Here is a 23,785-nt window from a genome sequence, read left to right as displayed (position 1 = left end):
CTCGCTATTACTGGATGTCTGAACCGCTGACGCCGGCGGGCAGCGCAGGGGGCAACCACGCCTGGCCATTGAACGAGCCCATGTGACCGCCGGAGCGCACCACGAGGCCGCTCTGGTCGACCGCGACCGGGCCGCGGCCGCCGCCGCGCGCCGCGCGCACCGCTTTCACGCCGGCCACGTACTGCGGGAAATAGCTGCCGAGCAGATCGTTCAGATCCGGCATTTGCGGGCCGCGCCAGGCGATGCCGAACACAGAGCCGTCCGAGGCGAGATATTCGCGGACCACGGTGCCGTTGCCAAGCGCCGTCTCACGCACGGTGTAAGACGTGGAAGCTGTAGCGGACGACCCGGCGTTGGACGCGGAACGCATCACGCTCTGCGCCGCGTTGACAGCGCTGTTGCCGGGCTGAACGGTACGCGACGAGACGGACGCGCCCGTGGGCGGTGTCATGGGGGCGCCGCCCAGTCCAGCATGAGCGGACTGCACGACGATTAGCGAACAGGGCAAGGCAAGCGCCGTAACAATCCCGGCGCGGCGTACACGACTCCACATAACAAGGCTCCTCCCGAGCGGCCGCTCGGTTCGCACGTGATGCAAACCGGCTGCATGTACGCAGATCATACGGCACCGCTGCGGTCGCACCGTGGAGGGTTTCTCCCCATCGTGCCACCGACCGGCATGTGTCTTCACCGGAGCGCCGTGCCGCTGCTTGAGCCCGTAGTATGCCTGTGGTTTGTGTCGGCAGACAGCAAGCACACGCGGGGGCGTGGCTCGCTATGGGTCCCGGTTGGACCCGGCGCCTTTGGTGGGCGGGCGCGACGTGGCGTCGCGCCGACGGGGTCAGAAGCCGAGGCTGGCCAGAAGATCGTCCACTTGCGACTGGTCCTGCACCACGTCCGTTTTGCCTTCCGGATTGATTTGCGGACCGTTCAGCAGATGCTCGGGGCTGCCGGTCGACGAGACTTCGGCCGCCAGTGCCGCCGCGTTCGCCGCGAACTGCTCGCGCCGTTCGAGCGCGATGTTCTCGACCAGCACGCCGAGCAGCTGTTGCTCGATCAGATACACGACATCCGTGATCTTCTTGATGACCTGGCCGGTCAGATCCTGGAAGTCCTGCGCCAGCATGATCTCCATGAGCTGCGAGTTGGTCCCGCTGGTCGCCTCGGGCACGCCGCGCAGAAAGGTCCGCGTGTCGTTCATCAACGCGCGCACTTCCTCGCGCTCGATCGGCGCCGCGTACCACTGCTCCCAACGCGCGTCGAGTTCGCCCGCGTCTTTCTGCAGCTGCTCCTGAATCGGCTTGGCGATGTCGATAGCGGACAGGACGCGCTCAGCGGCCTGCTCCGTCATATCCGCGATGTACTTCAGGCGGTCGCGGGCATCGGGCACGGCTTCGGCCGCACGCTCGACATGCTTGTCGAGCCCGAGCTCGCGCATCGAGTCGCGCAGCGTGCGCGTCAGTTGTCCAATGCGAGCCAGGATACGGTCGGACGCGAAGTCGCCGCTCTCGTTGCCCGCGTCGGCGCCTTGCGCGTTGGTCGGCAGATTCACATCAGCTCCCGGTCTTGGCCATCTTCTCGAGAATCTTGTTGAGCTTCTCGTCGAGCGTCGCGGCCGTGAACGGCTTGACGACATAACCGCTCGCGCCGGCCTGCGCCGCCGCGATGATGTTTTCCTTCTTCGATTCGGCCGTCACCATCAGCACCGGCAGGTGCGTGAGGTTGGCGTCGGCGCGGATCTCCTTGAGCATGGCCAGACCGTCGAGGTTCGGCATGTTCCAGTCGGAGATCACGAAGTCGTACGTGCCACCACGCAAGCGCGCGAGACCGGCTTGACCGTCTTCCGCCTCGTCGACGTTCGAATAGCCGAGTTCCTTGAGGAGGTTGCGGACGATCCGGCGCATCGTCGGAAAGTCGTCAACAACCAGAATCTTCATTCCCTTATCCATTTCATTCCCTTTGCTTGATCCATGGTGCGGCGCCTGACCGCTCAACTCGCGCCTCAAACCAGCGCCTCAAATCCTACCGGCCCGCATCATACCCGCTGAACGCGGTCGCCCATTGCCGAGAGACGCGCCATCACACGTCGGCTCATTTCCGGCAACGCGGCAATCTCGTCCGCCGCGCCAAGCGCAATCGCTTCACGCGGCATGCCGAACACAATACAGCTCGCCTCGTCCTGCGCAAGGGTGTACGCCCCTGCCTTTTTCATGTCCAGCAGTCCGGCGGCGCCGTCGCGCCCCATCCCGGTCAGAATCACGCCGACCGCGTTCTTGCCCGCGTGCTGCGCGGCCGAACGGAACAGCACGTCCACCGACGGACGATGCCGGTTGACCGGCGGCTCGTCCGACAGGTGAGCAATATAGTTCGCGCCACTACGCGCAAGCAACAGATGGGCATGGCCGGGTGCAATGTAAGCATGTCCCGGCAGCACGCGTTCGCCGTGCTCTGCCTCTTTAACGGTAATCCGGCACAAACCATTGAGGCGTTGTGCAAAAGATTTTGTGAAGCCCGGCGGCATATGCTGCGCGATCAACACCGCGGGCGCATCCGGCGGCAGCGGCACCAGCACTTCGCGGATCGCTTCCGTGCCGCCCGTCGACGCGCCGACGATGATCAGCTTCTCGGTACTGAGCAGCGGATTGTTGAACAGCGGTGCGGCGCCGACCGTCGCCTGCGCGGCATGTGCAGCCGCGTGCTGCACCGGCGCGGCCTGGCGCACGCGTGCGCGCGCGGCGGCGCGAATCTTGTCGGCGAGCTTTTCCGAATAGTCGAGCATGCCGTCGCGGATGCCGACCTTCGGTTTGGTGACGAAGTCGACCGCGCCGAGTTCCAGCGCGCGCAGCGTGATTTCATTGCCGCGTTCGGTCAGCGACGAGACCATCACAACGGGCATCGGCCGCAGGCGCATCAGCTTCTCGAGGAAGTCGAGGCCATCCATGCGCGGCATTTCGACGTCGAGCGTCAGCACATCGGGGTTGTGCTGCTTGATGAGATCGCGCGCGACCAGCGGGTCCGGTGCGGTCGCCACTACCGTCATATCCGGCTGGCCGTTGATGATTTCCGTCATCAGGCTGCGGATCAGCGCCGAATCGTCGACGCACAGTACTTTGATCTTTTGCACAGCGCTCACGCCTCCTCTGTAGTTCTGGCGTTGTTTGAATTAATCGGGCGCGTGCCGAACAGTTCGATGCGCGGCTTTGCTGCCCCTGCGCCCGCACTGCTCGCTGCTGTTCCCGTTGCTCCGCCGGCCGCCGAGCCGAACAGTTCGACCTTGGCTCTCGACGCGGCCGGCGCCGAGAACAGTTCCACCCGCTTGCGCGCCGCGGCGAGCCGCTCGGCGCGTGCCTCGGCGCTCCGCCGCATCAGCGCCTGTTCGCGCTCGGCCACGCCCGCTTCCTGCTGCAGGCGCAACTTCTTCACCATCACCTGGCCGGTGCGCGGCATGAACGCCACCTTGCGCGGATGCGAGCCCTGCAAGTCCTCGGCGACGATGCGGATCTTCTCCACCGCGAGATAGCGGCGCACGAACTCCGAATTGCGATCGCCGATGTTCATCGTCGTCATGCCGGCGAGCACCGCGCCGCCGCCGAATACCTTGGCCTCGAAGCGCTCGCGCCGGCCGCCGGCCTTGATCAGTTCGTTGATCAGCACTTCCATCGCGTAAGCGCCGTAGCGCATCGAATCCGATGCGGCCTGCGCGACGTCCGCGCCGTCGTCGGGCAACATGAAGTGATTCATGCCGCCGATGCCGGCCGTGCGATCCTGGATGCAGGCCGCGACGCAGGAACCGAGCACGGTGACCAGCACCATGTCTTCGTGCGTGGTGTAAAACTCGTTCGGCAACAACTTCACGCCGGGGCGCTGGAAGTGGTTGTCGAAATACAGATTGGTGGCGATCGGCAGGGCGCTGCTCATACCGTCACCCCGCTCGCCGCTTGATGCGATGCCGGCGCCGAGCCGCGGGTCGCCGTCGGCGTACGCGCGCCGCTTGCATCACGCGTCAATTCATATACGGTCTGGCCGCGCAGCTTGAATGCCTGCGTGACGTACGTGAAGTTCTCCGAGTGGCCGGCGAACAGCAGGCCGCCCGCCTTCATCAGTGGCTCGAAGCGCGCGAGCACTTGCGCTTGCGTCGGCTTGTCGAAATAGATCATCACGTTACGACAGAAGATCGCGTCGAACTGCGAACGCAACTGGTAATCGCGGTCGGTGAGATTGAGTTGCTCGAAGCGCACCAGCGCACGCACTTCCGGGCGCACCTTGACCATGCCCGCGTGCGCGCCAGTGCCCTTCAGGAAGAAGCGCTTGAGCCGCTCGGGCGAGAGATGCTTCACCTGATCGAACTGATACATGCCGGCTTCGGCCTTGGCCAGCACCTGGGTGTCGATGTCGGTGGCGAGCACCGATGCCTGACGCGCGCCGCTGTCGCCGAGCGCTTCGATCAGCGTCATCGCGATCGAGTACGGCTCTTCACCGGTCGAGGCCGCCGAGCACCACACCGAAACCGGCTGCGGGCGGCGCGGCACGAAATCGGCGAGGATCGGAAAGTGATGCGCCTCGCGGAAAAACGCCGTCAGGTTGGTGGTCAGCGCATTGGTGAACGCTTCCCACTCGGCCGGATCGTTTTCCGCTTCGAGCAGATCGAGATACTGCTTGAAGGTGTCGAGACCGCGGGTGCGCAGACGGCGCGCCAGACGGCTGTATGCCATATCGCGCTTGTGATCCGACAGCGAAATGCCCGCGCTGCGGTGAATCAGTTCGCGAATGCGAGCGAAGTCCGCCGACGTGAATTCGAAATCCCGCGACTGTTCGCCGGATCTAACCGGGTCTGGACGTTCGGGACGTTGCTGTGCGCGCGTTGCCATCATGAGTGTTCCTGCCTGCGATACGAGCCATCCCGTATTCCGCCCAGCAACTCGCCTTGGGAAGAAGGGATTGTGTTCGCGGGGTCGCGCCCGCCCGCGAGTTCCGCCACCATGCAGTCGGCCCGCGACACGCCGATAAAGCGTGCTTCGATGATTCGCCCCTCATGGAGCGAGATGCCGAATGACCGCATGTCTTCGTGCCACTTCCTAGAATGTTTCCCAGTCCGCGTCCGAGCCCGCCGTGGCTGCGCTGACCGCGGCCGGACGTGCTGCGGATTCGGATGCCGCGCGGGCTGTCTTCGGCCTGAGTGCCGGTTCGACGCGCGCGGCGCCTGCGTCGTGATTGCCCGGCGCCGATGGGGTGCTCGTTGCGGCTGTGCCTGTCGCCGGATGCGCTGCGCCGCCGTTCACGCCTGCATGCTGCGCGAGCTTGGCAGCCGGCTTGCTCTTGCTGCTCGTCACGCGGGATGCGGCCGGTTGCGGACGGGTTGCCGCCGCGCTACCGTGTGCCACGCCGCCGGCCACTTTCCAGCCATTCACCACGGCCTGCAACTGACGCGTCTGATCTTCGAGCGAGGCCGCCGCGGCCGCCGCCTGTTCGACCAGCGCGGCGTTCTGCTGCGTGACTTCGTCCATCTGCACGACCGCGCGGTTCACCTGTTCGATGCCGCCCGACTGCTCTTCGGACGCCGCGCTGATTTCGCCCATGATGTCGGTCACGCGGCGCACGGCCTGCACGATCTCGTCCATCGTCGTGCCGGCACGGCCGACCAAAGTTGAGCCGCTTTGCACCTTGTCGACCGAGTCGCCGATCAGTTCCTTGATTTCCTTCGCGGCGCTGGCGCTGCGCTGCGCGAGACTGCGAACTTCGCCCGCCACCACGGCGAAGCCACGGCCCTGTTCGCCGGCGCGCGCGGCTTCGACCGCCGCGTTCAGCGCGAGAATATTGGTCTGGAAGGCAATGCCTTCGATCACGCCGATAATGTCCACGACCTTGTTCGAACTGGTCGCGATGTCCTGCATGGTCGTGACGACCTGGCTCACCACGTCGCCGCCGCGCGTGGCGATGTCGGATGCGTTGACGGCCAGCTGGCTCGCCTGACGCGCGTTCTCGGCGTTCTGCCGCACGGTGCCGGTCAACTGCTCCATGCTCGATGCGGTTTCCTGCAGCGAGGCGGCTTGCTGTTCGGTGCGCTGGGACAGGTCGGTGTTGCCCATCGCGATTTCGCGCGCGCCGGTGTCGATCGATTCCGTGCTGCTGTGAACCGCCCTCACCATTGTCGACATGCTGTCCTGCATGCGCTTGATGCCGGCGAACAGCCGCCCGATTTCATTGCGGCTGAAGACGTTGATCGATTCGGACAGATCGCCTGCGGCGATGCGCTCGAAGCACGCGGTCGCGTCGGCGAGCGGCTGCACGATCAGGCCGCGCAGCGCGAAGCGGACACCCACCACCACCAGCAGCGCGAGCACGGTGACGGCGATGATCAGCGTCGTCATCAGCGAGATGTTCGATTGCGCGCTCGCCTGCTGATCCACGGCCTGCTGCTGCAAGCTCTTGACGACCGCCGAGGCCGCGTTGTCGTAGGACACGAACATCGGGCTGATCTTCGTATCCGCAATTGCGTGATAGGCGGCCAGATCGTTCGCGCGCAGCGCGGCGAACTCCGGCTCGAGGCCTTCACGCATCACCACCGTACGGCGCGCCAGCAGTTCGTCGAGCTGCGCCTGCGCCACGCCGTTTTTGGGCGCGTCGAGATACGTCTGCCAGCTCTGATTGCCCTTGCCGTACAACTCCTCCGCACGATCGAGCACCTTCTTCGCCTGCTCGGTGTCGCCCGACGCGCTCAATGCATTGAAGCGGTCCAGCGACACGCGCGAGCGCAGCAGGTACGCCGAAGCATCGTCGAGCGCGTGAATGGCGACCAGATCGCCGCGCGCAATGCGGTCGAGCGATTGGCTCGCGCCATTCAGCGCGCTCAGCCCAAGTACGCCGACCACCACGGTCAGCGCGACCAGAATGATCCCCATCATCGTCAACGACGTGCGAATCGACCACCTGCTCAACATTTCGATGCTCCCTGTCCCAATCGTTTCGTGAAATCTGCCGCTGTCAGGCGCCGAGCGTTTCGATCAGCGCCATTTCGCGGCTGGTCATGAGCTTCTCGATGTCCATCAGGATCAGCATGCGGCCGTCGACGGTGCCCAGACCCGTGAGGTACTCGGTCGTCAGCGTGGCGCCGAATTCCGGCGCCGGCATGATCTGGTCGATGGCGAGCGTCAGCACATCCGACACGCCGTCCACCACCATCCCGACCACGCGATGCGCGACGTTCAGGATGATCACCACCGTCTGGTGGTCGTACTCGACGCGGCCCAGATGGAACTTGATGCGCATGTCCACGATCGGCACGATGATGCCGCGCAGATTGATCACGCCCTTGATGAACTCGGGCGCATTGGCGATCCGCGTTACATTGTCGTAGCCGCGGATTTCCTGCACCTTGAGAATGTCGATGCCGTACTCTTCGGCGCCGAGCGTGAAGACGAGGAATTCCTGACCGCCGGCGTCTGCCTGCTGCGCGTCGCGGCGGCTATTGGCACCGCTCGCATTCGCGACGCTCGAATTGATGGATTGGACTTCTGCCACGTTAGCCCCCAAACGGTTGGGATGAAATGAGTTGAGTAAGTGTTACTGTTGCGGCGAATGTGACGGACATCATGCGAGGCTCATTGCGCCATGCGCGTGGCGTGTTTCGCGGTTCAGCGCCGCCACGTCCACGATCAGCGCGACGCTGCCGTCGCCGAGAATGGTCGCGGCGGAAATGCCGTGCACCTTGCGGTAATTCGTTTCCAGGTTCTTCACGACCACCTGCTGCTGGCCCACCAGTTCGTCGATGAGCATCGCAAAGCGGCGCCCCTCGGTTTGCATGATGGTGACGATGCCTTGCGTCGGTTCCTGCTTCGCCCCGTCGACGTTGAACACTTCGTGCAACGCCACGAGCGGCAGATATTCACCGCGCACCCGCACCACGCGCTCGCCGTTGGCCACCGTATAAATGTCTTCGGCTTGCGGCTGCAGCGACTCCATCACGAAGTTCAGCGGCAGAATGAAGATCTCGTTACCGACCTTGACCGACATGCCGTCGAGAATCGCCAAGGTGAGCGGCAACACGATGCGCGTGGTGCTGCCCTTGCCGGCGTGCGAGGTGATTTCCACGTGACCACCCATCGACTGGATGTTCCGCTTCACCACGTCCATACCCACGCCGCGGCCCGACACATCGGTGACCTGCTCCGCCGTCGAGAAGCCCGGCAGGAAGATCAGGTTCCAGACTTCTTCGTCGCTCATGGTCTCGCTGACCTGCATGCCCTGCTTGGCCGCCTTCGCGAGAATCTTGTCGCGGCGCAGGCCCGCGCCGTCGTCGCTCACTTCGATGACGATGTTGCCGCCGTGATGCGCCGCCGACAGCACCAGCTGACCGGTCGAATCCTTGCCCGCCGCGCGCCGTGCTTCCACGGTTTCGATGCCGTGGTCGAGACTGTTGCGCACGAGGTGAGTCAACGGATCGATGATCCGTTCGATAAGGCTCTTGTCGAGTTCAGTCGCTTGACCGAAGGTGACGAGTTCCACTTCCTTGCCGAGTTTCGCCGCCAGATCGCGCACCAGTCGCGGGAAGCGGCTGAACACGTAATCCATCGGCATCATGCGGATCGACATCACCGCTTCCTGCAGATCGCGCGCGTTGCGCTCGAGCTGCGCCATGCCGTTGAAGAGGCGATCGTGCAGCGCCGGGTCGAACGTGCTGGTGGTTTCCGCGAGCATGGCTTGCGTGATCACCAGTTCGCCGACCAGGTTGATCAATTGATCGACCTTTTCGACGCCGACCCGAATCGAGCTGCCTTCCGCGCCGCCGGCTGCCGCAGCCGGACGTGCTGCTTTGCGATCCTGCTCCGCGGGCGTGGCTGCGCTCGCTGCGCTTGCCGCTGCCGCGGGTTGCGCCGCTGGTTGAGCCACAGCCGGCGCGGCCGCGGCCGGTGCGTCGAACAGGCCGTGCGTGGCCGTTGATGCGGGCGCAGCGGTGCCGGCCGCCGGTGCCGGCGATGCTGCATGGTCCGCCTGAGTTGCCTGTGCTGCTTGCGCCGGGGACGAATCGGCAGCGTCGGGCGTTCCAGGTTCGCCTTGCTGCGCGTCGTCCGCCGGTGCGGTGCCGCGGCCGATCACGATCTGACTTTCGTCGATCACGAAACAGCACACGGCGATGATGTCATCGGAGGTCACATCGGTCGCGAGCCACAGCGTGAGATCGCCGCCGCTCTTGACCTGCCCGACGATGTTGCCCAGGTTGCCGAGCTCTTCAGCCAGCAGTTCCTGGTCCTTCTCACCAACGCCCCGTAGCGTAATTTTCAGATGGGGACCGGTTTCCGCGCCGTCTCCCGTGGCTTGCCCGGTCTGTGCCGGTTCGCCGTCAATCCATTCACCCGCCGCCTGCACCGCCTGTTCGACGACGTGCTCCGGCGGGGTACCGCCTTCAACTGCTTGTGTTTCAACGGGCGCCACGCTCGCGGCAGCGGACGCGGACGCGGACGCAGCCGGTGCCACGCCGTCACGGCTTTCCGCGTTCAGGCGTTCGAGCTTCGCGCAGATCGCCTTCGCAGTCGCCGCGTCCGGCTCGGCGCTCGCGCGGTAATCGGCGAGCTGGCCGGACAACACGTCCTTGGTTTCGAGGAACGTGTCGATCATGTCCTTGCGCAGCACGAGTTCGTTATTGCGCGCGCGGTCGAGCAGCGATTCGAGAATGTGCGTCGTTTCCGTCAGCGCGGTAAAACCGAACGTCGCCGCGCCACCCTTGATCGAATGCGCCGCGCGGAAAATGGCCGCGAGGTCTTCGGGGTCCGGGTGAGCGATATCCAGATTGAGCAGCAACTGCTCCATCTGCGCGAGCAGTTCGTCCGCTTCGTCGAAGAACGTCTGATAGAACTGAGTGATGTCGAGTGTCATGCCTGGGTCACCGCGAGAGTTCCTGTCTTGGCTTGGGCTGCCGTGCCGCCGCGTCGAGAGCTTCTATAACTGGGTCTATGTGTGGCGCTTACGCGTGGTCTGGCTCGGCTAGCGCCGCCACCAGTTCGGTCAGCATGTCCGGGTCGAGCGGCTTTTCGATCCAGCCGGTCGCGCCCGCAGCCCGTGCCGCTTCCTTGAACGGCTCGCCCGATTCCGTCGTGAGGACGAGGATGGGCGTGGCCTGGTAAGCCGGGTTGTTGCGCAGCGCGGCGATCAGATCGAGGCCGGTCTTGCCCGGCATGTACTGGTCGGTGAGCACGAGGTCGAACGACATGGCGAGCGCGTTTTCGAGCCCTTCGTTGCCGTCCGCCGCGAGCGTCACCTCGTAGCCTGCCGTCGTCAGCGTCGCGGCGAGAATCTGCCGCATCGATGCCGAATCGTCGATTGCCAGGATGTGCCTGATCATGAAAACCTCGCTGCACGTACGCTATGGTTCGTCCCGCCGTCCGCGCCGGCAGGGCGCGTGAAGCGGCGGGGCAACCGCTGTCTGTTACTGGGCCGACGGCACTGCCGCCGGCAACTTCGGTGCAACCGTTACCGGCTGCGCAAGCTTTTGCAGCAACGGCTTGGAGCCGGCTGCGTCGTCCGACAAGGTGGTCGTGGTGGAGTCGTCATGATTCAGCGCCTCCTCCGACTTCCTGTTCAGCACGATGATGCTGATGCGGCGGTTCTCCGGATCCATGGGGTCCGCCTTGTTCAGGTTCTGCGTCGACGCGAGGCCGAGCACGCGCATCACCTTCGCTTCGTCCATGCCGCCGCCGATCAGCTCGCGGCGCGACGCATTGGCGCGGTCCGCGGACAGTTCCCAGTTGCTGTAGCCCTTCTCGCCGCCGGCGTACTGCGCGGCGTCGGTGTGGCCTTGCACGATGATGCGGTTCGGCACGTCGTTCAGCGTGTGGCCGATTTCGCGCAGGATGTCGCGCATATACGGCTCGACCTGGTCTTTCGCGGTTGCGAACATGGGCCGCTTCTGCGAGTCGACAATCTCGATGCGCAAGCCGGTCAGCGTCGAGTCGATACGGATCTGCTGCCTGAACTGGCGCAGCACCGGATTCGCCTCGATCGCGGCCATCAGCTTGACCTGCAGATCGTGCAGGCGGACCTGCTCGCGACGCTCCAGTTCGCCCTGCAACTGCTTCACCGAGTCTTCGCTGCCGTGCGCGACGCTATGCTCGGCGCGGTTGTTCGAGCCTTCGCTGGTACGCGTCACGCCTTGCGCGTCGGTCGAGATATCGCGGCCGCCGCCTTTCAGGATGCTCGAATCTTCCGCGCTGCGGTCGCCGCCCCACAGCGTGATCTTCAGCGGCTGGTTGAAGTAGTCGGCAATGCCTTTCAACTGCACCGTGGACGCCGAACTCAGCAGCCACATCAGCAGGAAGAACGCCATCATCGCGGTCATGAAGTCCGCATATGCGAGCTTCCACGCGCCGCCGTGGTGGCCGGCTTTCTTCGGCGCGGCGCGCTTGACGATAATGGCGCGGTCTTTGTCCTTGCTCATCGGTTCGGTTCCCGGCGCCCTTTATTTGGCCTTGACGCGGCGCACGTGCTCTTCCAGCTCGGCGAACGACGGGCGTTCGGTCGAGAAGAGCACCTTGCGGCCGAACTCGACGGCGATCGCCGGCGCGTAACCGTTCAGGCTGGCCAGAATCGTCACCTTGATGCACTGGAACATCTTGGTCGACTCGGTCACGCGCTGTTCGGCGACGCTCGCGAGCGGCCCGATCAGCCCGTACGAAAGCAGAATCCCGAGGAAGGTGCCGACCAGCGCCTGGGCGATCATCTCGCCGAGCACCGCGGGCGGCTTGTCGGCGGAGGCCATGGTGTGCACCACGCCCATCACCGCAGCCACGATACCGAACGCCGGCATGGCGTCGCCAACCTTGTTCAGCGCGTGAGCCGGCGCTTCACCTTCCTGGTGATGCGTCTCGATCTCCTCGTCCATCAGGCTTTCGATCTCGAACGCATTCATGTTGCCGCCCACCATCAAGCGCAGGTAGTCGGTCAGGAATTCGATGATGTGATGGTCGGCGAGAATCTTCGGATACTGGGTGAAGATCGGACTCTTCGACGGATCGTCGATGTCCGCTTCCAGCGTCAGCGTGCCTTCCTTGCGCGCCTTGGCCAGCAGGACGTAGAGGAGCGCCATCAGCTCCATATAGACGTCCTTGTTGTACTTCGCGCCCTTGAACAGGGTTGGAATGACGCGCAGCGTCGCCTTGATCGTCTTCATTCCGTTACCCAGAATGAATGCGCCGACGCCAGCGCCGACGATCATCAGCACTTCAACGGGCTGCAGCAGCGCGCCGAGATGGCCGCCTTCCAGCGCGTAACCGCCGAAAACGGACAAAAGCGTCACGAGTGTTCCCACGAAAATCAGCACTGCCGAGCCCTCACAAAGAAGCGACGGTGACCGTCGTTAATCTGGTTTACGGCAACGAAGCGGAAAACTTTGGCGGAAAAGCGGCTCGTCGCTCCGGTGTAAACCAGAGGCGGATGCGCCGGTCCGGCTGGACCGGGGGTCTCGCGGACGGGCTGGAAGGCCCGCCACACGGGAGATGCAAGGCGGCTCGCACGGCGGCGGCCGCCCTGTGGGTCAGGCTTCGAGAGAGGCGAGGCTCTCGCGGACCTGGGCGTCGGCGAATTTCTTTGTCTTACCGGCGCGTGAGGGCGGCTGGCACAGGCCGCAGACGAACGCATGCTGCGGATCGTGCGCATGCGCGACAAAATGCCCCCCGCAGCGGCAGCAGGCTGTCATTTGCAGCATTCCGGAACTGAAAAAGCGCACCAGAGTCCAGGCGCGCGTGAGACTGAGCACAGGCTCGTCGTCGTGCAACTGGACGTGTTCCAGGTAGAGCCGGTAGCTCTTCACGATCGACTGGATTGTCGGGCAGCCGCCGTGGCCGGCCATGAACCGGTAGATGTTGTAGAACAGCGAGGAGTGAAAGTTCGGCTGCCAGGTCATGAACCAGTCGGTCGAAAATGGCAGCATGCCCTTGGGCGGCGAAACCCCTTTCAGTTCTTTATAGAGCTTGATGAGCCGGTCGCGCGACAGGCTGGTTTCCGCTTCCAGCAATTGCAAACGCGCGCCGAGCTCGATCAGTTCGATCGCCAGGGTGATTTCCCTGACTTCGAGCACAACACTTTTATAGGCCATCCGTTTGCGTTTCCCCCGTCCTGATCGCTTTGTTTGAATTACAAGGTGCCATCAGCCGAGGTGCTCGACTGGCTGGCTTGCCATCAGGATCGCGGAATGCGCCTGGGCCACGGCGCTGGATTTGCCTTTGTCCGCCAGAGCGGACAGCACGGCATGGTCGTCGAAACGGAAACGGCACAACACCTGATTGGACGCCGCCAGCTTGACGGTCTGCGCCAACGACAGATTGGCGAGCACATCGGCTAACTGGTCCGAAATCCCCATGCGAAACATGCCCATTGGCTTGTCTTCGCGCAGCAATCGCTGGGCGAGCAGGAGATAAGACAGGTTGACTTCTCTGATCTCATTGAGCATTTCGCTTGTCGCGCTCATGATTCCCCCGGGGTGTATCTGGCTGGTCAGGCCGTTACGGAAACGTTTGCTCGGACGCGCGCACTTAAACGCACGAATCGGCTCGTTTCTGGTCTTGCGAGCATTGTGTCGAAATGGGGAGCGGACGAAAATCGGACAGACACCCAGCCTTGTTGACGGATTAATCCGTCATTCGTGTAGGAATTTTTCCTACAAAGACAAGCCGGGGAGCGGTATGGGAAGGAGTAAAGGCGCGCGATGCGAACATTTCCATGCGCCCTAAACACGCTGCCTTCTCTGATGTGGACCAAACGGTGAGTTTGATCGACTCATGGCCCGCACCGTTACAGCGGTGAGTGAGAATTATAAGACGTTTTCACTTCCCTGCAATGCGCACTGTGTAGGCGCCACGTTCCACGTTTCAGGCCCGCGCCTTGCTGGTGGCCTTTCGGCGTTCGAATAATCATCGGGCGGCGTTCGCTATTCAGGGAACTGCGCGGCCGGGCGACCTGTAACGCGCCATGTTTCGCGCTGTAACAACATTAAGCGTTTGAAAAATAGCTCGAATTAGCGCGGCCGATCCCGATAATGAAGCTAAGGGATTACCCGATGCAGGTTCGGAACACCCCGGGCGGCGGCTTACCGCGCCCAACCGTCCGTTAGGCATTCGCTCCTCGCTCTACTCGAGCGCCGCTGTGCGATGCCGTTCTGATTAGGAGAAAACGAATGCGAATCGCACAAATTGCGCCGTTGTATGAAGCTGTTCCGCCGAAACTTTACGGTGGCACCGAACGCGTCGTGTCGTATCTGACTGAAGCGCTGGTCGATCTCGGCCACGATGTCACGCTGTTTGCGAGCGGCGACTCGGTCACCTCGGCGAATCTCGACGCCTGCTGGCCTCGTGCGCTGCGTCTGGACCCGACGATCCGCGATGCGCTCGCTCCGCACGTCCTGATGATGGAGAAGGTGCGGAAGGTCGCGCATGAATTCGACGTGCTTCACTTCCACCTCGACTACATGCCGTTCCCGCTCTTCACGACAATGGACACGCCGTTCGTGACGACGCTGCACGGTCGCCTCGACTTGCCGGAACTGCAACCGGTGTTCGATGCATTTTCCAACGTGCCGGTGGTTTCTATTTCGGATTCGCAGCGCGCGCCGCTGCCGCAAGCGAATTGGCTCAACACGATTTACCACGGTCTGCCGGAGCAACTGCTCACGCCGCAAACCCACAAGAAGCCGGAGTACCTGGCGTTCCTCGGCCGTATTTGTCCGGAGAAGCGCGTCGATACAGCTATCAAGATCGCTGCACAAAGCGGTTTGCCGCTGAAGATCGCCGCCAAGGTGGACAAGGCCGACCAGGAATACTTCAAGCGCGAAATTGAGCCGTTGCTGTCGTTGGCGCATGTGGAATTCGTCGGCGAGATTAACGAAGCGCAGAAGCCCGAATTCCTTTCCGGCGCCAAGGCGCTGCTGTTCCCGATCGACTGGTCGGAACCGTTCGGCCTCGTGATGATCGAGTCGATGGCGTGCGGCACGCCGGTGATCGCATTCAACCGCGGTTCGGTGCCGGAAGTGATCGACCACGGCGTGACGGGTTACATCGTCGAGGACGTGCAAGGCGCAGTCGCGGCGCTGCAGCGCCTGGACGAATTGTCGCGCACCGAAATCCGCGCGCAGTTCGAACGCCGCTTCAGCTCGAAGACGATGGCTCAGAATTACGTGGACGGCTATTCGGCACTGATCGACGCCACGCGCCGCCCGGTATTGCGTCAAGTCGCGGTGGGCTAAACGCCGCGTTCAAGCGGCCGGGCAGTTCTCGCTCGGCCGCTTGAATGTCGAAAGTCGCCGCTTACGGCGTTTCCGATTTGCCGACCGATAACCAGCCGATTTGTCGTGTGAATCGTTTGCGCGATCGGCAAACCTAGATTATCCCGCTTCTTTGTCCAAAAAGCCGCCCCTCGAGGGCGGCTTTTTAATACGGGTATGGATGCGCTTCCATCGCAGATTAGCACTCAACGAATAAAGGCCGAGTGCCAATCAACCTTCAGTTGGCTTTCGCCCCGACCGGCGATCAGCTTAAGCCGCGCCAATCAGAAAACGCTCGCGATTCTTACCGACGATCCACTTGGGCGGTTTGCCACGCCCGCTCCACGTATTGCCCGACTTCGGATCCTGGTATTTCGCCGGCAACGGCGCCTTCTTGGGTGGGCGGCCCCGCTTGGCGGCGACCGCAAAGCCGAGGTCTTGAGCCGTCAGACCATATTCAGCGATCTTTTGGCGGATGTCGGCGACCACATTGTCGATTTCAGTGCGCCGCGCTTCTTCTGCCTGTGCCTGCAATTTAGCGATCTGCGCCTTGAGGTCTGCATATTGAGACATTCCGGTTCTCCCTTTTTCTAGAACTCATTGGCTCGCAGACTAACTGCAATTATAAAAATTCGCAATGGACAAGAATACCGATTTAGCAAGATATCCTCTGATAATTATTAAGACCGGCCAATTGTAAAACGCCATCTTTATCTCGCAATAAAAAGGTAAAGGCGACACCACATTGACAATTCTTGACACCTGATTTGGCGGCCTTTCCCTAGAATTGCCCGCTCAAGGCATGCAGACGGATTTAGTCGCGCGTGCCAGCGGAAGGCCCCATCTTTTTAGGATTACCAATCATGCAGTTGTCAAAGCGCCTCGCTGCCGAGTTGTTCGGCACTTTCTGGCTCGTGCTCGGGGGCTGCGGCAGCGCTGTCCTCGCCGCCAATTTCGCCGGCCCGGTTCACGGTCTGGGCATCGGCTTCGTGGGCGTGTCGCTCGCGTTCGGCCTGACCGTCCTGACTATGGCTTATGCAATCAGCCACATCTCCGGCTGCCATCTGAATCCGGCGGTAAGCGTCGGCCTGACCGTCGCGGGCCGCTTTCCGGCGCGCGATCTGCTGCCGTACATCGTCGCCCAGTTGATCGGCGCGGTGCTGGGTGCGCTGGTGCTGTCGCTCATCGCGTCGGGCAAACCCGGCTTCGACCTCGTTGCCAGCGGCTTTGCCAGCAACGGCTATGGCGAACGCTCGCCGGGCCACTACTCGCTCACCGCGGCATTCATTTGCGAAGTGGTGATGACCGGCTTCTTCCTCTTCGTCATTCTCGGCTCGACCGACAAGCGCGCGCCGGCTGGCTTCGCGCCGATCGCCATCGGCCTGTGCCTCACGCTGATTCACCTGATCTCGATTCCGGTCACCAACACGTCGGTCAATCCGGCACGTTCCACGGGGCCGGCGCTGTTCGTCGGCGGTGCGGCGATGGATCAATTGTGGCTGTTCTGGGTTGCGCCGATCCTCGGCGCAGTGATCGCGGGCGTGTTGTACCCGGTCATCGCTGAAAGCCGCAGCGGCAATTCGCAGAAGCTGGCGCTCGACTAATTCGCGCGCAGTCATTTCGGCAATAAAGCGGGCGCCTCGGCGCCCGCTTTATTTTGCGGCCGATGGCGCCGGGTCTCGATATCGCCGCGATGACGCACTCGCGCCCGCTGCTAGAATCGTGCGACTTCCCAAGCTCGCACAGGTGCTCCCTATGAAGCGTTTCCGCGGATTCCTGCATGGCGTCGCGCTTGCCATCGGCGGCTTGTGCTCCGGTGTGCTGGCGCTACCCACGGCGCATGCGGCCGACGGCCGGACGGAAACGCTCGTGTTCGTGCGGCACGGCGAGAAACCCGCCCAAGGCTATGGGCAGCTGAACTGCCAGGGACTCAACCGCGCGCTGGCCTTGCCGGCGGTGATCGCGGCCAAGTTCGGCAAACCGGATGCGATCTACGCACCCGATCCCGGCCAGCAGAAAGACGATGGCGGCAAGCCCTACTACTATATCCGGCCGCTTGCGACGATCGAGCCGACCGCCATCCAGTTCCAGATGCCGGTGCAAACGCCGTATGGTTTCGCTCAAATCGACCAGCTCGGCACCGCGCTCGTCAACCCGGCCAATCGCAACAAGCTCATTGTCGTCGCGTGGGAACACAAGCTAATCGTGAAGCTATTGCGCCAGATGATGACCGCGCATGGCGGTAATGCCGCCGATGTCCCGAACTGGAAGAGCGACGACTTCGACAGTATTTATATTGTTCGCCTCGACTGGGATAACGGCACCGCGCGCGCCAGCTTCAAACACGATCGACAGGGGTTGGACGGGCGCGCGACCGATTGCCCTTGCGCGCAGTTGCAGGGGACGTCGCCGGCGGCTTCGTCGGCGGCTTCTTCGAGTGCGGCAGATTAATCGGGTAATACAGATGTAAGCCGCAATTACGCAAGCGGCCATTTGATTTGAGTACAGCGAGGCGACGGGCGCGATCCGGTGTGGTCCAAGTAGCCGCGAATCCCTATCTGACGGGGCTTTGACCGAGCGGCTCTCGGCGCGCGGTGTGCCTATGCAGGGCTCCCCACACCTTTCAAATCCTGCGGCGATGCTTGCAGTCCGTAACATCTCGTCGCAGTCCCCATCGACCGGAATGCGTAGATTGATCCTGTGCGACAAACATACGTCGCCTCACAGGAGAACAAACATGAAACGCATCGTCACTCACTTGCTGGTTGCTGCAGGACTCGCGGCGGGCGCATGCGGTGTCGCGCAAGCGCATACGGATCTGAACATCGGCCTGTCGCTCGGCGCACCGGTTTATACCCGCCCGGCTCCGGTCTATGTCGCGCCGCAGCCCGTCTACTACGGCAACGGTGGCTGGGACCACCGCTACGATCGCGGCGACTACTACCGTGGCGACCATCGATATGATCGCGACTGGCACCACAATGATCGCGGCTGGGGCCACGATAACCGGGGCGACCATGACAACCGCCGTGGCGGATGGCACGGGTAATCTTCCGGCTGCGCCTGCCGTTGGCCGGTGAGACAGTTTGCCGACTTTGATGGACCTTTAGTCGCGCAACGCCGTGACTCGCAGCCTGAACCGACCGGCGTGCCCACGTGAAAGAAGCGGCCTGCATCCATGAAACTGGATGCGGGCCGTTTCCATTTCCGCTCAGGACATCAGTTCGTCGTCGAGCGAGAAAAGCTTGCGCAGATGGTGCGCGACGCCCGCTTCGAAGTTGTTGCCGATGCGCGGCACGTTCGGCAAACGCGTGATGAGGTCGGGATTGGCGTTGTTCATCATGAAGGGATGGCCGGCCGTTTCCAGCAGATCGATATCGTTCATGTTGTCGCCGAAAGCGACGCATTGCGAGGTGTCCACGCCAAGGCGTTCGAGCACGATGCGCAGCGCGCGGCCTTTCGAGACGTTCGCCGTCATCACTTCCAGACAGTCCGGCAGCGAATAGGTCACGTATAAGGCATCGCCGAATTCGCTGGCGAGATTGGCCGCGACCTGCGCAAGATCAGCGGGATCGCCGATGTAGAGGGCCTTCGCGATGTCGACGCCGTCGTGTTTCGGCAGGTCGGTCACCTCGTAGGTGAAGCCCGAGTCCTGGTGAAACTTCAGCAGATCCGGCGCGTCGCGGTCGATCAGCCACGCCTGATCGGCGAACAGGTTGACGATCACGCGACCATGCGCGCCAGCGACTTCCGGCTGTACCAGTCGTTGCACGATAGCCGGAGGCAGGTCGTCGGCGTGGATCACCGTGTTGTCCGGCGCGTGGATGCGCGCGCCATTGGATGTAATCAGATACGGATTGATGCCCAGCACGTCGCGGATGCCGGCGACATCGCAATAGTGACGGCCGGTTGCAATCACGAACCGCAACCCGTCGCTTTCAAGTTTGCGCACAGTGGCGATCGTAAACGGGTCCACCTGGTGATCCGCGTTGAGCAGCGTGCCGTCGAGATCCGTGGCGATGACTTTGTACATAGTTTGGGCAGGCGGGCAGCGTCGAAGCTGCGTATTTTACCGTTGCCGGCCGCATTCGCCTGAACGTGTTCGCCGTGCGCGACTATTCTCGGCCGCAAGCGTACGACTCACGCGCGCCGCGGTTCACCGTTTTCAGGCGCCAATGCGGGCTGCTTCACGTTGCGCCAACTGCAATCCACCGTGCGCCGAGTCGGCCAGCGGTTCGCGCAAACGCGCCTGATAAATCGGTGGCACGTACTCGCGCAGCGGCGCGCCGAGGCCGCCGCACAACGCGACCGGCAGGCTCGCCGACGGGTCCAGCGCGGCAATCATCTTGCCCACCTCGATGCCGGCCTCGCCGAGCAAACGCGCCGCGAACGGATGCGCGCGGTGGGCAATGACAATCGGCGCGAGCCTCGCATAAGCCGTCTGGTTGGCTTCGCAGAGCCAGACGACGAGGCTGTCGCGGTCGTGCGCGCCGGTGTGCGCGACCAGGGCCCGCGCAAATTCGTCGATGGGACCGCGGCCGTCCAGCGCATGCTGGGCATGCACGATGGCCCGCAGTCCAAGCCACGCGCCGCTTGCTTCGTCGCCCGATGGAAAGCCGTAGCCGCTGACCTGGCGGCATTCGCCCTCGCCGTCCAGCACGGCCGCCACGCTGCCGGTGCCGAGCGCGACGATCACGCCGCGCGCGCCGCCGTGTGCGCCCACCAAGGTGGTGTAGGCGTCGCTTTCCACGGCGAGTCCCGCTAGCGCGGGCGCTTGTGCGCGAAACGCCGCCAGCCAGTCGCGATTGTTGACGCCTGCCAATCCGCAGCCGAGCACGCAGCGCGACCAGTCCAGTGCCTTGCCGGCGCTCGCAAATGCTTCGCCGCAGCCGGCCGCGATAGCCTGCCACGCACGTTCGACGCCGAGCCCCAAGCCCGACGGCCCGCTTGCCGCCTGCGCCAGCTCGCGGCCTTGCGCGTCGCCGAGCACGACCCGGGTGCCGCTGCCGCCGCCGTCAATGCCGATCAGAAAGAAGTCTGTGTTCATGGAAACGAGTGAGTTCCGTGGATGAATAACGCATAGCGTGGCAGGTCAGTTTCAATCCGGCAATCGGCCGAATGGCCAGCTTGCAGTGCGCTCGGCTTCGGCTATGCTGGCGGGCGACATCAAAACGCAGGAGCGCGACAGTGACACAGCGATGCAACTGGGTATCGAGCGAAGCGCTCGCACAGTATCACGACGCCGAATGGGGCGTCCCCTCGCGCGACGACCAGCATCTGTTCGAGATGCTCGTGCTGGAAGGCGCTCAGGCCGGCTTGTCGTGGTCGACGATTCTCAACAAACGGGCCGGCTATCGCCGCGCATTTGCGGACTTCGACATCGCCAAGGTTGCGCGGTTTACGCCGAAGCACGTGGACGCGCTGGTGGTAGACGAAGGTATCGTGCGCCACCGCGGCAAGATCGAAGCGGCCATTACCAACGCGCGTGCCGTCCAGCAGATTCAGAGCGAACACGGCTCGCTCGCCAACTTCGTGTGGTCGTTCGTCGATCAAACGCCTATCCAGAACGATTGGACTTCTTACAAGCAGGCGCCTGCGTCGACCGACATTTCGGACGCGCTGAGCAAGGGGCTGAAGCGCTACGGCTGCAAGTTCGTCGGCTCGACGATCTGTTACGCGTTCATGCAAGCAGTCGGCATGGTGAACGACCACGAGGCGAGTTGCATGTGTCGCGCGCGATGCGCGGCGCTTGGCAAGAAAGGCCGCAATCGTAAAGCGGGCTGAGGCGGCCCGGCATTCGCCCTCGCTTAGTGCCGCTGTTCTAACAAAGGACGGCGGCTCAGGGAAACTCCCAGGCGTTACGCCGCGTGCCCGGCCAGCACCTCGCGGCGCAAGGCCTGGAGCACGCGAACACGACAACTCACGACGCCGGGTTCGGCGCGATGCGCCCATCCGGTAAAGCCCTGCTGCGCGTTCCGGGCATGTCGGTCGTTATACGGTTATGAGTTGCGGCTGCGGCAGACGGCGAAACCTGCGGCATGGAGTGCATCGCGCAAGACGAGCCAAACCGGGAATTGGCGCCTTTTCGTCACGCTAGTCCGGCGTTCGCCGAATGGAGCACGCTCGATACTGCAAGTCATGCGCTCGAACAACGAATAACCGCTGCGTAACGCGTGGGAGACCAACCATGAAAACTCTTAGCTTCCTGACGCATCAGGAGATTTTCGACCAGGCCGTGGATCATTTGTTGGGCCAGAAGCGCGCCGCGCTACTGCCGCGAGGCGGCGGCGCTTATCGCGGCTACTGTGGCGGCTGCCCGGTCGGCAGCTTCATCAAACCGCGCGACTACATGACCGCGATGGAAGGCATTCCGGTGCGCTTCATCGGCAAAACGCCTGCGGAGATGCCTGCATATATGGACGTCGGCGTGTCCGCACTGAAGAAGGCGCTGCTGCGCTCGCGCATCAACGTGTACGACGCGGCCACCGTCGACCTGCTCAGTTGCCTGCAAAACGTGCACGACGTATTCGGCACTTGGGAATGGCTGGAACGCCTGGCCTCGATCGCCCGTCAGTTTGGCTTGTCCGCTGACCGGCTGAAAAGCGCGGCGTAGGCAGAAAAAAACCCGCTTGGATGCCGCAGCGGCGCCACGCTGCGTTGTCGCGGCGCACCGGCAACGGTTCCGCAAACCCGAGCTCCCGAGTCACCAAGGCCGCCTTCGCCCATTCCAGACTGAGCGCTCCATTTGACGCCCAAAAAGCAAAACGGCGATGTGGCTTCTTTCGAAGCTCACACCGCCGTTCGGCCGTGCGGAAAACGCGTGCTTAGTGCAGCTTTTTCGGCAGCATCTGGCTGCGCAGGCGCTTGTGCAGGCGCTTCACAGCAGCAGCCTTCTTGCGCTTACGTGCCGTGGTCGGCTTTTCGTACGATTGACGCTCACGCAGTTCAGCGATCAGGCCATTCTTTTCGATTGCGCGACGAAAGCGGCGAATCGCCACTTCGAACGGCTCGTTTTCTTTCAGAAGAATCGTCGTCATTTAATTCCTAACTCAATCACTTGATAGGGGTAAATTGCGTGGCGGCATACCGCTCACGCGCCGGCCCTCCGGTCGTTTCAGTTCATGGCCAGTAACAGGCAAACGCGGGCAGAACCCGGCCAAACCACGAATGAAACGGAGGCAAAGCGGCCACGGAGGCCGGAAAAGAGAGGTGGGGAGTTCACCGCGGAACGCGGACAGACATAATGCAAAAGCCGCGTCTGCTGCTGTTTCGCCAACCTTTCATCAATAAAAAGCTTTGACGAAACAGGCAAAGATCTCAATTCACTCCCGATGATATCAGGAAACTCTCCATCCTACCAGGGGTTTAGGGATTGCGCCAGGTCGCCTATTGCATGCTCAGGCGCTCGCTTCGTCCAGTTCACGGATATCGGCGCCCGTGAGCATCAGATGCACAGCGGCCGCGAGGCTTTTGAGTTGCTCGACAGAAGTCGCGCTGGCAATCGGGGCCGTAACACTGGGTCGCGCGATCAACCAAGCCAGAGCGACGGTGGCCGGTGTGCTGCCATGAGCGTCCGCGACCCGATCCAGCGCGTCGAGAATTCGCAAACCGCGATCATTCAGATACTTTTCGACCCGGCTGCCGCGCGCCTTATCGGCCAGATCCGCCTGCGAACGGTATTTCCCGGACAGAAAGCCGCTCGCCAGACTGTAGTACACCACCACGCCGAGCTGGTTGGCGAGCGCCACCGGTTCGATGTCGCGCTCATATTCGGCGCGATCATACAGGTTGTACTCCGGTTGCAGCACCTGGTATTCGGGCAGGCCGTGCTGCCGGGATACGGCCAGCGCTTCTTCCACCCGCGCGCCGCTGTAGTTCGACGCGCCGATCACCCGCACCTTGCCCGCCTCGATCAGCTTCTGATACGCGCCCAGTGTTTCGGCGAGCGGCGTTTCGGTGTCGTCGTCGTGAGAAAAGTAGACGTCGATGTAGTCGGTCTGCAAGCGCCGCAGCGAATCCTCGACGGCCGCCTGTATGTTGGCCACCGACAACCCTTTGCGCTGCGGATGCTTCGAGACCTTGGTAGCGAGCACGATCTTGTCGCGCTTGCCGCTCTGGCGGAACCACTTGCCGATGATCGTTTCCGATTCGCCGCCCTGGTTGCCGGGCACCCATGCGGAATAGACATCGGCGGTATCGATAAAGTCGAGACCGGCGTCGACAAACGCATCCAGAATCGAAAACGAGGTGGCTTCATCGGCGGTCCAGCCGAAAACATTGCCGCCGAACATAAGCGGCGCGACCTGTAATTCCGAACGCCCAATCCTGCGCTTTTGCATGATTTCTCCAGGGTTTGTCACAAGAGAAAACGAGAATACGCCGTCTTTTCAATACCTGCAGCGCATCTGCCGAATAAGGCTGCAAGGGGCTTTGAGCCACATTGCAATATGCCCGGCGTGGAAAGCGTTAGGTCCGTCATTGCATAAGTCCCTCAAGTTTTTTTTAGTGGGGCCGTCAACCTTCACTGAGGCGGCCAGCAAT

General features: G+C 62.8%; 25 protein-coding genes. 6 read left to right on the top strand and 19 right to left on the bottom strand.

The annotated features are described in order from the left end of the window. Positions 1–7: 7 nt before the first annotated feature. From B0G82_RS06750 to flhD, 14 genes are all read right to left on the bottom strand, one after another. Positions 8–553, bottom strand: coding sequence for a DUF2844 domain-containing protein (locus B0G82_RS06750; protein WP_121307012.1), 546 nt, complete (start codon positions 551–553; stop codon positions 8–10). Positions 554–841: 288 nt separating this feature from the next. Continuing rightward, positions 842–1,552, bottom strand: a complete 711-nt coding sequence (gene cheZ, locus B0G82_RS06745; protein ID WP_106284788.1) for a protein phosphatase CheZ — start codon at positions 1,550–1,552, stop codon at positions 842–844. Position 1,553: 1 nt separating this feature from the next. After that, entirely contained in the window at positions 1,554–1,949 is a 396-nt protein-coding gene (gene cheY, locus B0G82_RS06740; RefSeq protein ID WP_095417937.1) for a chemotaxis response regulator CheY, read from the bottom strand. Positions 1,950–2,035: 86 nt separating this feature from the next. Beyond that, complete coding sequence (locus tag B0G82_RS06735; protein WP_166679057.1) at positions 2,036–3,124, bottom strand: chemotaxis response regulator protein-glutamate methylesterase; 1,089 nt, start codon at positions 3,122–3,124, stop codon at positions 2,036–2,038. Between the two features lie 5 nt (positions 3,125–3,129). Continuing rightward, on the bottom strand, positions 3,130–3,918 hold the full coding sequence (cheD, locus tag B0G82_RS06730) for a chemoreceptor glutamine deamidase CheD (RefSeq protein ID WP_106284786.1): 789 nt from the start codon (positions 3,916–3,918) through the stop codon (positions 3,130–3,132). Next, positions 3,915–4,871, bottom strand: coding sequence for a CheR family methyltransferase (locus tag B0G82_RS06725; RefSeq protein ID WP_121307011.1), 957 nt, complete (start codon positions 4,869–4,871; stop codon positions 3,915–3,917). The genes cheD and B0G82_RS06725 overlap by 4 nt, the downstream gene beginning before the upstream one ends. A 204-nt stretch (positions 4,872–5,075) precedes the next feature. Beyond that, positions 5,076–6,938 carry a methyl-accepting chemotaxis protein gene (locus B0G82_RS06715; RefSeq protein ID WP_121307009.1) on the bottom strand — a complete coding sequence of 621 codons (1,863 nt, stop codon included), beginning with the start codon at positions 6,936–6,938 and terminating at the stop codon, positions 5,076–5,078. Between the two features lie 43 nt (positions 6,939–6,981). Further along, the gene (locus B0G82_RS06710) at positions 6,982–7,518 is read right to left on the bottom strand and encodes a chemotaxis protein CheW (protein ID WP_116143661.1); all 537 of its coding nucleotides are present in this window, start codon (positions 7,516–7,518) and stop codon (positions 6,982–6,984) included. A gap of 69 nt (positions 7,519–7,587) precedes the next feature. Beyond that, positions 7,588–9,870 carry a chemotaxis protein CheA gene (gene cheA / locus B0G82_RS06705; protein WP_121307008.1) on the bottom strand — a complete coding sequence of 761 codons (2,283 nt, stop codon included), beginning with the start codon at positions 9,868–9,870 and terminating at the stop codon, positions 7,588–7,590. Between the two features lie 88 nt (positions 9,871–9,958). After that, positions 9,959–10,336: a response regulator gene (locus tag B0G82_RS06700; RefSeq protein ID WP_007179975.1), complete on the bottom strand. Its 378-nt coding sequence runs from the start codon at positions 10,334–10,336 to the stop codon at positions 9,959–9,961. Between the two features lie 84 nt (positions 10,337–10,420). Further along, positions 10,421–11,428 carry a flagellar motor protein MotB gene (gene motB, locus B0G82_RS06695; protein ID WP_121307007.1) on the bottom strand — a complete coding sequence of 336 codons (1,008 nt, stop codon included), beginning with the start codon at positions 11,426–11,428 and terminating at the stop codon, positions 10,421–10,423. Positions 11,429–11,449: 21 nt separating this feature from the next. After that, on the bottom strand, positions 11,450–12,310 hold the full coding sequence (motA, locus tag B0G82_RS06690; RefSeq protein WP_006050895.1) for a flagellar motor stator protein MotA: 861 nt from the start codon (positions 12,308–12,310) through the stop codon (positions 11,450–11,452). 213 nt (positions 12,311–12,523) lie between these two features. Further along, positions 12,524–13,084, bottom strand: a complete 561-nt coding sequence (flhC, locus tag B0G82_RS06685; protein WP_116143653.1) for a flagellar transcriptional regulator FlhC — start codon at positions 13,082–13,084, stop codon at positions 12,524–12,526. A 51-nt stretch (positions 13,085–13,135) separates the two neighbouring features. Then, on the bottom strand, positions 13,136–13,456 hold the full coding sequence (gene flhD, locus B0G82_RS06680; protein ID WP_168795559.1) for a flagellar transcriptional regulator FlhD: 321 nt from the start codon (positions 13,454–13,456) through the stop codon (positions 13,136–13,138). A gap of 705 nt (positions 13,457–14,161) precedes the next feature. Between flhD and B0G82_RS06675 the strand changes: the two genes are divergently transcribed. Further along, the gene (locus B0G82_RS06675; RefSeq protein ID WP_106284776.1) at positions 14,162–15,226 is read left to right on the top strand and encodes a glycosyltransferase family 4 protein; all 1,065 of its coding nucleotides are present in this window, start codon (positions 14,162–14,164) and stop codon (positions 15,224–15,226) included. Between the two features lie 288 nt (positions 15,227–15,514). On the opposite strand, the gene B0G82_RS06670 is transcribed toward B0G82_RS06675, so the two are convergent. Next, positions 15,515–15,817 (bottom strand): H-NS histone family protein, encoded by a 303-nt coding sequence (locus B0G82_RS06670; RefSeq protein WP_007179981.1) that lies wholly within the window; start codon positions 15,815–15,817, stop codon positions 15,515–15,517. Between the two features lie 290 nt (positions 15,818–16,107). Here B0G82_RS06670 and aqpZ point away from each other — a divergent pair, with 290 nt between their 5' ends. The 3 genes from aqpZ to B0G82_RS06655 all read left to right on the top strand — a co-directional run bounded on the left by aqpZ (position 16,108) and on the right by B0G82_RS06655 (position 18,293). Then, on the top strand, positions 16,108–16,848 hold the full coding sequence (gene aqpZ, locus B0G82_RS06665; RefSeq protein WP_121307006.1) for an aquaporin Z: 741 nt from the start codon (positions 16,108–16,110) through the stop codon (positions 16,846–16,848). 151 nt (positions 16,849–16,999) lie between these two features. Next, positions 17,000–17,695, top strand: coding sequence for a histidine phosphatase family protein (locus B0G82_RS06660; RefSeq protein ID WP_121307005.1), 696 nt, complete (start codon positions 17,000–17,002; stop codon positions 17,693–17,695). A gap of 286 nt (positions 17,696–17,981) precedes the next feature. Then, positions 17,982–18,293: a PXPV repeat protein gene (locus B0G82_RS06655; RefSeq protein WP_106284773.1), complete on the top strand. Its 312-nt coding sequence runs from the start codon at positions 17,982–17,984 to the stop codon at positions 18,291–18,293. 162 nt (positions 18,294–18,455) lie between these two features. Here the strand turns inward: B0G82_RS06655 and B0G82_RS06650 are convergent, their stop codons facing one another. Both B0G82_RS06650 and B0G82_RS06645 read right to left on the bottom strand, forming a co-directional pair. After that, positions 18,456–19,277 (bottom strand): Cof-type HAD-IIB family hydrolase, encoded by an 822-nt coding sequence (locus B0G82_RS06650; protein ID WP_121307004.1) that lies wholly within the window; start codon positions 19,275–19,277, stop codon positions 18,456–18,458. A gap of 132 nt (positions 19,278–19,409) precedes the next feature. Beyond that, complete coding sequence (locus B0G82_RS06645) at positions 19,410–20,291, bottom strand: BadF/BadG/BcrA/BcrD ATPase family protein (protein ID WP_121307003.1); 882 nt, start codon at positions 20,289–20,291, stop codon at positions 19,410–19,412. A gap of 140 nt (positions 20,292–20,431) precedes the next feature. On the opposite strand from B0G82_RS06645, the gene B0G82_RS06640 reads away from it, so the two are divergent. Together B0G82_RS06640 and B0G82_RS06635 are read left to right on the top strand one after the other, a co-directional pair. Then, the gene (locus B0G82_RS06640) at positions 20,432–21,028 is read left to right on the top strand and encodes a DNA-3-methyladenine glycosylase I (protein WP_241974506.1); all 597 of its coding nucleotides are present in this window, start codon (positions 20,432–20,434) and stop codon (positions 21,026–21,028) included. Between the two features lie 403 nt (positions 21,029–21,431). Beyond that, complete coding sequence (locus B0G82_RS06635) at positions 21,432–21,857, top strand: hypothetical protein (protein ID WP_106284769.1); 426 nt, start codon at positions 21,432–21,434, stop codon at positions 21,855–21,857. A gap of 211 nt (positions 21,858–22,068) precedes the next feature. On the opposite strand, the gene rpsU is transcribed toward B0G82_RS06635, so the two are convergent. Both rpsU and B0G82_RS06625 read right to left on the bottom strand, forming a co-directional pair. Further along, a complete protein-coding gene (gene rpsU, locus B0G82_RS06630) occupies positions 22,069–22,281 on the bottom strand; it encodes a 30S ribosomal protein S21 (protein ID WP_006050883.1) in 213 nt (70 codons plus the stop codon). Between the two features lie 360 nt (positions 22,282–22,641). Then, positions 22,642–23,583, bottom strand: a complete 942-nt coding sequence (locus tag B0G82_RS06625) for an aldo/keto reductase (RefSeq protein WP_121307001.1) — start codon at positions 23,581–23,583, stop codon at positions 22,642–22,644. Between the last annotated feature and the right edge of the window lie 202 nt (positions 23,584–23,785).

Origin of the sequence: Paraburkholderia sp. BL17N1 (assembly GCF_003634175.1) — a bacterium.
Classification (GTDB): domain Bacteria; phylum Pseudomonadota; class Gammaproteobacteria; order Burkholderiales; family Burkholderiaceae; genus Paraburkholderia.
Note: the sequence above shows the minus strand (reverse complement) of the source record. Positions and strands in the feature narration are given on the sequence as shown.

Excerpts from the sequence above, each read along its gene's own strand:
- aqpZ (WP_121307006.1), top strand. The coding sequence starts at position 16,108 with ATGCAGTTGTCAAAGCGCCTCGCTGCCGAGTTGTTCGGCACTTTCTGG.
- B0G82_RS06645 (WP_121307003.1), bottom strand. The coding sequence starts at position 20,291 with ATGAACACAGACTTCTTTCTGATCGGCATTGACGGCGGCGGCAGCGGC.
- B0G82_RS06635 (WP_106284769.1), top strand. The coding sequence starts at position 21,432 with ATGAAAACTCTTAGCTTCCTGACGCATCAGGAGATTTTCGACCAGGCC.
- cheA (WP_121307008.1), bottom strand. The coding sequence starts at position 9,870 with ATGACACTCGACATCACTCAGTTCTATCAGACGTTCTTCGACGAAGCG.
- B0G82_RS06750 (WP_121307012.1), bottom strand. The coding sequence starts at position 553 with ATGTGGAGTCGTGTACGCCGCGCCGGGATTGTTACGGCGCTTGCCTTG.
- rpsU (WP_006050883.1), bottom strand. The coding sequence starts at position 22,281 with ATGACGACGATTCTTCTGAAAGAAAACGAGCCGTTCGAAGTGGCGATT.
- B0G82_RS06725 (WP_121307011.1), bottom strand. The coding sequence starts at position 4,871 with ATGATGGCAACGCGCGCACAGCAACGTCCCGAACGTCCAGACCCGGTT.
- cheD (WP_106284786.1), bottom strand. The coding sequence starts at position 3,918 with ATGAGCAGCGCCCTGCCGATCGCCACCAATCTGTATTTCGACAACCAC.
- B0G82_RS06625 (WP_121307001.1), bottom strand. The coding sequence starts at position 23,583 with ATGCAAAAGCGCAGGATTGGGCGTTCGGAATTACAGGTCGCGCCGCTT.
- B0G82_RS06700 (WP_007179975.1), bottom strand. The coding sequence starts at position 10,336 with ATGATCAGGCACATCCTGGCAATCGACGATTCGGCATCGATGCGGCAG.
- B0G82_RS06650 (WP_121307004.1), bottom strand. The coding sequence starts at position 19,277 with ATGTACAAAGTCATCGCCACGGATCTCGACGGCACGCTGCTCAACGCG.
- B0G82_RS06655 (WP_106284773.1), top strand. The coding sequence starts at position 17,982 with ATGAAACGCATCGTCACTCACTTGCTGGTTGCTGCAGGACTCGCGGCG.
- B0G82_RS06715 (WP_121307009.1), bottom strand. The coding sequence starts at position 6,938 with ATGTTGAGCAGGTGGTCGATTCGCACGTCGTTGACGATGATGGGGATC.
- cheY (WP_095417937.1), bottom strand. The coding sequence starts at position 1,949 with ATGGATAAGGGAATGAAGATTCTGGTTGTTGACGACTTTCCGACGATG.
- flhD (WP_168795559.1), bottom strand. The coding sequence starts at position 13,456 with ATGAGCGCGACAAGCGAAATGCTCAATGAGATCAGAGAAGTCAACCTG.
- motB (WP_121307007.1), bottom strand. The coding sequence starts at position 11,428 with ATGAGCAAGGACAAAGACCGCGCCATTATCGTCAAGCGCGCCGCGCCG.
- B0G82_RS06675 (WP_106284776.1), top strand. The coding sequence starts at position 14,162 with ATGCGAATCGCACAAATTGCGCCGTTGTATGAAGCTGTTCCGCCGAAA.
- B0G82_RS06670 (WP_007179981.1), bottom strand. The coding sequence starts at position 15,817 with ATGTCTCAATATGCAGACCTCAAGGCGCAGATCGCTAAATTGCAGGCA.
- B0G82_RS06660 (WP_121307005.1), top strand. The coding sequence starts at position 17,000 with ATGAAGCGTTTCCGCGGATTCCTGCATGGCGTCGCGCTTGCCATCGGC.
- flhC (WP_116143653.1), bottom strand. The coding sequence starts at position 13,084 with ATGGCCTATAAAAGTGTTGTGCTCGAAGTCAGGGAAATCACCCTGGCG.